This window comes from Synechococcus sp. R55.7, from assembly GCF_047461955.1.
GTDB lineage: Bacteria > Cyanobacteriota > Cyanobacteriia > Thermostichales > Thermostichaceae > Thermostichus.
In genome coordinates this window covers 1-1,207 of record NZ_JANSIC010000361.1, presented here as the reverse complement: position 1 = coordinate 1,207, position 1,207 = coordinate 1, and the positions used below count along the sequence as shown (strand labels likewise).

Genomic DNA, 1,207 nt, shown 5'->3' with positions numbered 1-1,207 from the left:
AGGTGGTTGACGAAACTTAACGGATGTTTTAAGTTTAGGTTGTCAATCTTCGCGCTTCCTTAGGGAAGTTTGTCCTCATGACTACTGTTATCCAACGTCGCTCAACCAGCAACGTGTGGGAGCAGTTCTGCGAGTGGGTCACCTCCACCGATAACCGCCTTTACATTGGCTGGTTTGGGGTGCTGATGATTCCCACCCTCCTGACTGCCACCACCTGCTTTATCATCGCCTTCATTGGGGCTCCGCCGGTGGACATTGACGGCATCCGCGAGCCCGTTTCCGGTTCCTTGCTGTACGGGAACAACATCATTTCTGGGGCTGTAGTGCCCTCTTCGGCAGCCATTGGCCTGCACTTTTACCCGATTTGGGAAGCCGCCTCACTGGACGAGTGGCTGTACAACGGCGGTCCGTACCAGCTGATTGTGCTGCACTTTTTGATTGGGGTGTTCTGCTACATGGGACGCGAATGGGAGCTGAGCTACCGTTTGGGGATGCGGCCCTGGATTGCGGTGGCTTACTCTGCGCCCGTGGCAGCGGCCACAGCAGTGTTTTTGATTTACCCGATTGGGCAGGGGTCGTTCTCGGATGGGATGCCCCTGGGGATTTCGGGGACCTTCAACTTCATGCTGGTGTTCCAGGCAGAGCACAACATCCTGATGCACCCGTTCCACCAGCTGGGCGTGGCTGGCGTGTTTGGGGGTGCGCTGTTTAGCGCCATGCACGGGTCGCTGGTGACCTCGAGCCTGATTCGGGAGACCTCGGAAGAGGAGTCTCAGAACCTGGGGTACAAGTTTGGGCAAGAGGAAGAGACCTACAACATTGTGGCGGCGCACGGGTATTTTGGCCGGTTGATTTTCCAGTATGCGTCGTTCAACAACAGCCGGAGCCTGCACTTTTTCCTGGCGGCTTGGCCGGTGATTGGGATTTGGTTTACGGCGCTGGGGATCAGCATCATGGCGTTCAACCTGAACGGGTTCAACTTCAACCAGTCGATTGTGGACAGCAACGGTCGAGTGGTTGGGACGTGGGCTGATGTGTTGAACCGTGCCAACCTGGGGATGGAAGTGATGCACGAGCGGAATGCGCACAACTTCCCGCTGGATTTGGCGGCGGTGGAGGTAGCGCCTGCGGTGCGTGGCTGATGGCCTGACCTGACGCTTCAACAGCATTGGTGGATCCCCCAGCTTGGTCTGGGGGATTTTTTTGT

At 56.9% G+C, this 1,207-nt stretch carries 1 protein-coding gene; it reads left to right on the top strand.

Features of this window, described 5'->3' with window-relative positions; translation table 11 throughout:
- Positions 1–77: 77 nt before the first annotated feature.
- Positions 78–1,142, top strand: coding sequence for a photosystem II q(b) protein (psbA, locus tag NW820_RS12485; RefSeq protein WP_011432036.1), 1,065 nt, complete (start codon positions 78–80; stop codon positions 1,140–1,142).
- Positions 1,143–1,207 lie beyond the last annotated feature (65 nt).